The 6,738-nt window shown below is 70.3% G+C and carries 6 protein-coding genes; all 6 read right to left on the bottom strand.

The window, feature by feature from the left end:
* Positions 1-73: 73 nt before the first annotated feature.
* Positions 74-865: an enoyl-CoA-hydratase DpgD gene (gene dpgD / locus AW274_RS00690; protein ID WP_062428307.1), complete on the bottom strand. Its 792-nt coding sequence runs from the start codon at positions 863-865 to the stop codon at positions 74-76.
* Complete coding sequence (dpgC, locus tag AW274_RS00685) at positions 862-2,007, bottom strand: (3,5-dihydroxyphenyl)acetyl-CoA 1,2-dioxygenase DpgC (protein ID WP_232319921.1); 1,146 nt, start codon at positions 2,005-2,007, stop codon at positions 862-864. Before dpgC ends, dpgD begins: the two co-directional genes overlap by 4 nt.
* Positions 2,004-2,636, bottom strand: coding sequence for an enoyl-CoA-hydratase DpgB (gene dpgB / locus AW274_RS00680; protein ID WP_062428306.1), 633 nt, complete (start codon positions 2,634-2,636; stop codon positions 2,004-2,006). The genes dpgC and dpgB overlap by 4 nt, the downstream gene beginning before the upstream one ends.
* Positions 2,630-3,682 (bottom strand): 3,5-dihydroxyphenylacetyl-CoA synthase DpgA, encoded by a 1,053-nt coding sequence (dpgA, locus tag AW274_RS00675; protein ID WP_062430057.1) that lies wholly within the window; start codon positions 3,680-3,682, stop codon positions 2,630-2,632. The genes dpgB and dpgA overlap by 7 nt, the downstream gene beginning before the upstream one ends.
* A 182-nt stretch (positions 3,683-3,864) precedes the next feature.
* Complete coding sequence (locus AW274_RS00670) at positions 3,865-5,682, bottom strand: discoidin domain-containing protein (protein WP_198168960.1); 1,818 nt, start codon at positions 5,680-5,682, stop codon at positions 3,865-3,867.
* A 67-nt stretch (positions 5,683-5,749) separates the two neighbouring features.
* Positions 5,750-6,733: a substrate-binding domain-containing protein gene (locus AW274_RS00665; RefSeq protein ID WP_198168959.1), complete on the bottom strand. Its 984-nt coding sequence runs from the start codon at positions 6,731-6,733 to the stop codon at positions 5,750-5,752.
* Positions 6,734-6,738 lie beyond the last annotated feature (5 nt).

Raw genomic sequence — 6,738 nt, 5'->3', positions numbered from 1 at the left:
CACGAAGGAGCGGGCGCCGGTGCCGGCGCCCGCTCCCGTGTCCAACTGCTCGATCACGCAGTTGGTCGAATCTTCAATCGTTTGACCACGTGGGCTCCCGCTTCTCGGCGAACGCCCGCACCCCCTCGGCCGCGTCGGCGCCAGCCCGTCGGCGCTCCTCCCACGTGTACGTGGTGGTGAACGCCTCCTCCAGCGGCAGGTCGAGCGAGCGCAGCACGCTCTCCTTGATCGCCCGGACCGACAGCGGAGCGCTCCTGAGCAGGTCGGAGACCCACTCGTCGACACACCGGTCGAGCTCCGAACGGGGCACCACCTCGTTGACCAGCCCGTGCCGGAGAGCCGTGGCGGCGTCCATGCGGCGGCCGGTCAGCAGGTGGCCCATGGCGACCTTCAGCGGGAGCTGCCTGGCCAGCCGGAACGCCCCGCCGGCGCCCGGCACCAGGCCGAGGCGGGCCTCCGGCAGGGCGAACACCGCGTCGTCGGCCGCGAGGATCAGATCGCAGGCCAGCGCGAGTTCGAAGCCGCCCCCGAGCACGAAGCCGTGCACGCGCGCGACCACCGGTTTGGTCAGGGTGAACCGCTCGGTCAGCCGGGGCCAGCCCGGCTGACCACGGCTGCCGAACGTCGTCGCGGGCGCGCCTCCCTTGGTGAGGCGGGCCCGTTCGCGCAGGTCCTGCCCGACGCAGAACGCCCGGTCGCCGGCCCCGCCGAGGACGGCCACCCTGACCGCGTCGTCGGCCTCGACGTCGTCCCAGATCGCGGCGAGCTCCTCGTGGGTGCGGGAGTCCATGGCGTTCAGGACCTCGGGACGGTCGAGCGTGACGCGGGCGACGTGGCCGGCCTTCTCGTAGCGGACCCGGCTCATCCGAACCGGCCGACCTTCTCCAGGACGTCCGGTCCGTGCATCCGGAGCGCCTGCTGGAAGGCGAACTCGGCCATGTAGCGGCGGAACACGTCCTCGGGCTCCTCGGCGAGGTGGAGCATGCGCCGGTTCGCGACGACCGCCTCCCCGTCGAGCCGCCCCAGCGCGGCCTCGATCGCGTCGTCGAGTCGTTCGGGCTCCACGACCTCGTCGACGAACGCCCGCGCGTCGGGGTCGGTCGCCCAGAGCCGGCGGCCCTGGAGGATGAGCTGGCGGGCCAGCCGTGAGCCGGTGGCCCTGGTCAGCCGCAGGTTGGCAGCCCCGGGGATGATGCCCTCGCGGGCGGCGGGCAGGCTGACATAGGAGTCGGACGCGGCCAGGACCTGGTCGAAGACGAGCAGCAGCTGGGCGCCGCCGCCGATCGCGAAGGTGTCGACGGCGGCCGTCCACGGCTTCTCGGCCGGGGGACCGTCGTCGCGGCTCAGGCCGCGCACCAGCTTGGCGATGTAGCCGAGCTCGCGCCGCAGCAGGAAGCCCACCAGGGTGATCTCCCCGGCGTGCAGCTTCTTGAGGTTGATCCCGGCGCTGAACACCCGCCTGCCCTGGTACCGCGGATGGCTCATCTCGCCTCCGCGCAGCAGGCCCATCGTGACGCCCGGGTCGAGCAGCGCCAGGTCGACGGCGGTCTCCATGTCGTCGACCTGGCGCTCGTCCTCGGCGTTGAGGCAGTCGTCGCGGACCATGGTCAGCCGGGCCACCCCGTCGCGGCGCTCCAGGACGACCGACTCCATCTCGACCAGGCCGGTCCGGGTGAACTCCGGCAGCAGCGCCAGCGCGCGCTCGGTGGGGCGGCGCATGGTGTCGAGCAGGTGGGAGCCCGCGAACGGGCAGTTGAGGATGCCCCGCAGGAAGACGCCCTCGTCGATCTCGCGCCCCTCCTTCGCGGCCTGCGGCACGCCGCGTTCCTCGGGCGGGACGAGCGTGGGGAAGACCTGCCGGGCCGTGTCGACCAGCTCGCGCAGGCGCAGGCGGCGCGACCGGCCGCCGGTCAGCTCGTCGTAGACGTGGGTGGCGTGCTTGGCCATGAACCGGGTGCGCTCGCCGCGGTCGGCGACCCGCGCGGCGGCCCCCGCGAGGGTGGTCACGAGACCGCCGCCTTGCGCAGCGCGCGGTCGCAGGCGGCGAGGTGGGCGCCGAGCGCCTCCTCGAAGCTCGTCGTCGCGGCCTCCGACAGCAGCAGCCGCCGGACGGCCAGTTCCCGGTCTCCGGCCACGACGGGCGACGGGTCGTCGGTCACCTCGTCGAGGAGCCGGGCGGCCACCGCCCGGTCGGCGTCGATCGGGGCGCCGAGCAGCACCGCCCGGCGGATCGCGCCCGCCCCCGCCTGCTGCACCAGCCGATAGAGGGTCATGCCCGGCCACGTCGCCCCACCGGCCACCGGGAGGATCAGCCGCGTGCCCGGCGTCGCGACCCTCACGTCAGCGGTGAGCAGCACGTCGAGGGCGGTGCCGCCGCAGTCGCCGGAGACCAGCGCGACGGTCGTGACGGGGAGCTGCTCCAGGCGGCGCACCGTGCGCTCCCACTTCGTCACCAGCCCGACGGAGACCTCGCGGCTCCAGCCCTCGCCGGGCGCGCCCGACAGGGCGAACCGGGCGACGCCGGGCCCTCCGTGGTCGTGGACGCGGTCGCAGAACGCGGCCACCCTTTCGACGGCGGAGGCCGACATCGGCGCTGTCCCGTCTATTTCCAGTGTCAATTCAATTGTGTTCACCATTGCACCAGCGCCGTTTCTATCGTGGACCCCGGGCCCATCGTCATGAGCACGCCGTAATCGCCGGGAACGGTGACATCCTCCTGCGCGAGGCGTTCATAGGAGAAAAGAAAAGAAGCGCTCGACACGTTGCCGAAGTCGCGCAGCACGCCGGTCGTGTGCCGGACGTCGTGGCGGGTCAGCCCGAGGTTCACCGAGACGGCGTCGATCACCTTCTTGCCGCCCGAGTGGACCAGCCAGTGGGAGACGTGGTCGCGGCGGAGCCCGTTGGCGCGCAGCAGCCGGTCGACGACGGGCTCGGCGTGGGCGCCGACCACATAGGGGATCTGCGGGTCGAGGTAGAAGCTGAACCGGCCCAGGTCGCGGTCCCAGTCGTAGCGCATGGCGTCGACGGCGTCGGGGATGACGCAACTGGCGAAGTCGATCACCCGCGGCCCCGGCACCGACTCGCCGGCGACCAGCGCCACGGCCGCCGCGCCGTCGCCGAACAGGCTGTTCACCACGGCGGTCCGCATCGTCCCGTCGATCGCGTACGCCGCGGAGCACGCCTCCGCGCAGAGCACGACGGCGAGCCTTCCCGGGTGGGCCGATGCCCAGCCGGCCACGACGTTCAGCGCGTTCAGCCCGGCGTTGCAGCCCATGCCGACGATGTCGGTCCGGCCGCAACTGCGGTCGATGCCCAGCTCGCGGATGAGCAGCGCGCTCAGCCCCGGCGTCAGGAAGCCGGTCGAGGTGACGCAGCAGAGGTGGCCCAGATCCGACAGGTCGGCGCCGGCGCTCTTCAGGCACGCCCCCAGCGCCTCGGCGCCCATCTGGACGGCCAGCCGTTTGTGCTTGTCGAGCAGGTCGCCCTGCGACTCGGGGAGGCGCGCGCCGGTCTCGTCGGCGGGCGGCAGGGTGAGGTGCCGGCGGTCGATGGCGCTGTTGAGGAAGACCGAGCGGGCCTTCGGGTCGTCGATGCGCAGGATGTCCAGGAGTTCGGCCTGCGTGTAGGACTCGGGCGTGACGGCGGTGCCGACGCCCGCGATCCTCGCTTCCGTCACCGTCATCGGAACGTCCACCCCCACATTCGGGGCTTACTTCTAATCAATCGTTTCGCTGTGGACACTCTTTTTCCTTTCTTGCCGGAGCCACAGCAAAGTAACCCGGTGAATTCGGCGGCGGCAACGCCGTCCAAACGCGGAAAAGGGGCCGGTTTCCGCTGGGAAACCGGCCCCTCGTGAAGCGGGCGTCAGCTCGCGTACGCCTCCAGTTCGTAGATGCGGGCCGCCGTGTCCGAGTTACTGGTCGGCGCCAGCACGTTCACCCGGATGTACCGCACATCCCGTTGCGTGAAGGTGTGCGTCGTGATGTTCGCCGTGTTCCCCCGTGGCTGGGCCACGTTGGTCCACGTGCTGCCGTTCGTGCTCACCTGGACGTCGAAGTCGCGGGTGTTCCAGATCGCCTGCTCCCCGCCGGCCGCGGAGTGCTTCAGCACGATCTTGCCCACGGTCTGGTTCGAGCCCAGGTCGACCCTGATCCACTTGCTTGAGCCGAGCGAGCACCACTTGTCGGCGTTGCCGCCCGACACCGAGCCGTTGACGGCCTTGGCCGGGCCCTCGTTGGCGGCGCACGACGAGTCGGCGGTGGCGGTCTTGTTCAGCGCCAGGTTCGGGGCGGTGGTGGTCTGCGGCACGTACAGCCGGACGTCCGTCAGCGACGCGCTGCCCTCGTACACGTTGGTGTAGAGGTCGCCGATCACGAAGTAGTCGGGGTAGGCCGAGCCGGCCGGCCACTGGTTGGACCAGGTGGTCGAGCCGTTGTTGTCGTTCTGGACCAGGTTGCCGTTGAACTGCCCGTTGTACTCACTGGCCTTCACGTTGTAGTGCCAGATCGGGTTGTTGTTGACGACGAACGGGCGGTGCATGCGGATGGTGCGCTGGCCCGAGCGGGCGAAGTTGCCCGTCACCTCCAGGACGTAGCCCGTCTGGTCGCGCTCGATCGCGAAGGTGTAGAACTCGTTCGGCATGAGCTCCGGCTGGAGCTCGGCGGCCGAGGAGAGCTGCTGTTCGGCGACGCCGCCCGAGCACGGGGTCATGAACCACTGCGAGTTGCCTGCCAGGCCGCCGGCGCCGGGCGTCCAGTTGGGCATGCCGCTGATCCACATGTTGACGGTGTTGAAGTTGCCGTCGCGGTAGTTGTAGTAGGTGTTGGTCGCGGCGTTGCAGACGCGGCCGCCGGTGCCGCTCCCCACCCGGTCGGGGTGCTGGGAGAAGGCGTCCATCAGGACCTTTCGGCGGTAGTGCCAGAAGTGGTTGTTGCGCGGGGCCGGGTTGGCGAAGTCGACGATCGACAGGAAGTGGAAGCCGTTGTAGCCGTAGGTGCCGCGCCGGACGTCCTGCCACTCGCAGTAGGGGGCCGAGGCGTTGCCCGACCAGCCGGGGCTGTTCTCGCCCTCGCCCCACGGGTGCTGGGTCTTGCAGCCGGTGTTGCTGTAGCCGTTGGTGCGGCCGTTGTACTCGATCGAGCCGCCCCGCTTGCCGCCGAAGTCGAGGGTCTTCAGCTTGTACTCGATGCGGTAGTAGTCGGGCAGCTTCTGGGTGGGCCGCAGGATGACGCCGCCGGTGTGGTCGGGCACGTTCATCACGGCGACCTTCTCGCTGCCGAGCGTCTGGGTCGTCAGGGTCGGCGGCGCCTCGATGTTGCCGTCCTTGTTCCAGTCACGGGCCGACAGAGAGGCGGTCAGCCAGCCGTTCTGCCCGATCGGGAACTCCTTCCGGTAGGTGTAGAAGGAGTTCAGCGCGGTCGTCCAGGCGGCGCCGTAGTCGTTGCGGTACCACTGGCCCGGGTCGTCCATGATCGTGTCGAACGGCTGGGAGTAGTCGTCGCGCACCCACGGCGCGTTGCCGGTGTTGATCGGGTTGACGAAGTTCTCGTTGTAGAGCAGCGTCCAGCCAGGCCGGGTCGGGTCGTCGGCCTGGGCGGGCGTGCTCGTCAGGGTCAGCGCCGTGCTGGCCAGCAGCAGTGCCAGCGCCGCTCGGCGTGCGGCACTGCCTTTTCTTGTACGCAATGCACAACCTCTCTGGGTGAGAAGGGGTGGCGTCGCCGCCCGCCACCCCGGTGGGGGAACGCGGGGTCTAGAAGCTGCCGTCCGGGTTCTGGAAGGTGGCCGCGTTGTCCTTGGTGACCATCGGCGAGGGCACGACGGTGTCCTTCTCGACGTTGGCCGCGCCGCCGAGGATCTCCACCGCGCGGTCGAGGCCCTTGGCGCCGATGATGTCGGCGTCGTTCAGGCCGGTCACCTTGTAGTTCGTGCCGTCGAGGATCGCCTTCAGCGCCTCGGCCTGGCCGTCGACGCCGGCGATGATGATGCCGTCGGCGAGGCCCGCGTCCGCGATGGCGCGCTGCGCGCCCAGGCACATGGCGTCGTTCTCGCAGAACACCGCCTTGATGTCCTTGTTGGTGGCGAGCAGGCTCTCCATGACGGTCAGGCCGCCGTCGGAGCCCCAGTTGCCGAAGTCGGGCGCCTCGACGAGGGTGAACTTCGAGTTCGCCGACAGGACCGACTTCACGCCGTTGGTGCGGGCCAGGCCGATGCTGTTGTCGGCCGGGCCGCCCTTGATGATGGCGACCTTGCCGCCGTCGGGCAGCGCGGTCGACAGGAACTCGCCGTTCTGCCGGCCGATGGCCTCGTTGTCGGGGCCGATCCAGCTGGTGTACTCGCCGGTCTGGAACTTGCGGTCGACCAGGACGACCGGCTTGCCGGCCGCCTTGATGCTGTTCAGCACGGCGGGGGCCGACTCCAGCGGGCCGCCCGAGATGATGACGGCGTCGACGTTCTTGGTCAGCAGGTCCTCGACGTTGCTGGCGAGCTTGGCGGCGTCGCCGTTGGCGTCGGTGCTGATGATCTCGACGTTGCCCTTCTTCTGGGCCTGGGCGGCGATCGCCTTGTCCATGCCGCTGAAGTAGGGGCCGCTCAGCATGAAGTTCGCCACGCCGATCGTGTAGCCGCCGTCGCCCGAGGCGGCGGCGCCGGTCGCCGGTTCCTCCGCGCCCGAGGAGCAGGCGGTCAGCATGGCAAGGCACAGGCCGGCGCCGGCCAGGATCTTCTTGGGAATCACGGTGT

It is taken from the genome of Herbidospora daliensis, assembly GCF_001570585.1.
In the GTDB taxonomy this organism is placed as follows: domain Bacteria; phylum Actinomycetota; class Actinomycetes; order Streptosporangiales; family Streptosporangiaceae; genus Herbidospora; species Herbidospora daliensis.
Note: the sequence above shows the minus strand (reverse complement) of the source record. Positions and strands in the feature narration are given on the sequence as shown.

What these genes read in the sequence shown, in the direction of transcription:
- dpgA (WP_062430057.1), bottom strand. Translation starts at nt 3,682, where the DNA reads ATGACGGTGACGGAAGCGAGGATCGCGGGCGTCGGCACCGCCGTCACG.
- dpgD (WP_062428307.1), bottom strand. Translation starts at nt 865, where the DNA reads ATGAGCCGGGTCCGCTACGAGAAGGCCGGCCACGTCGCCCGCGTCACG.
- dpgB (WP_062428306.1), bottom strand. Translation starts at nt 2,636, where the DNA reads ATGGTGAACACAATTGAATTGACACTGGAAATAGACGGGACAGCGCCG.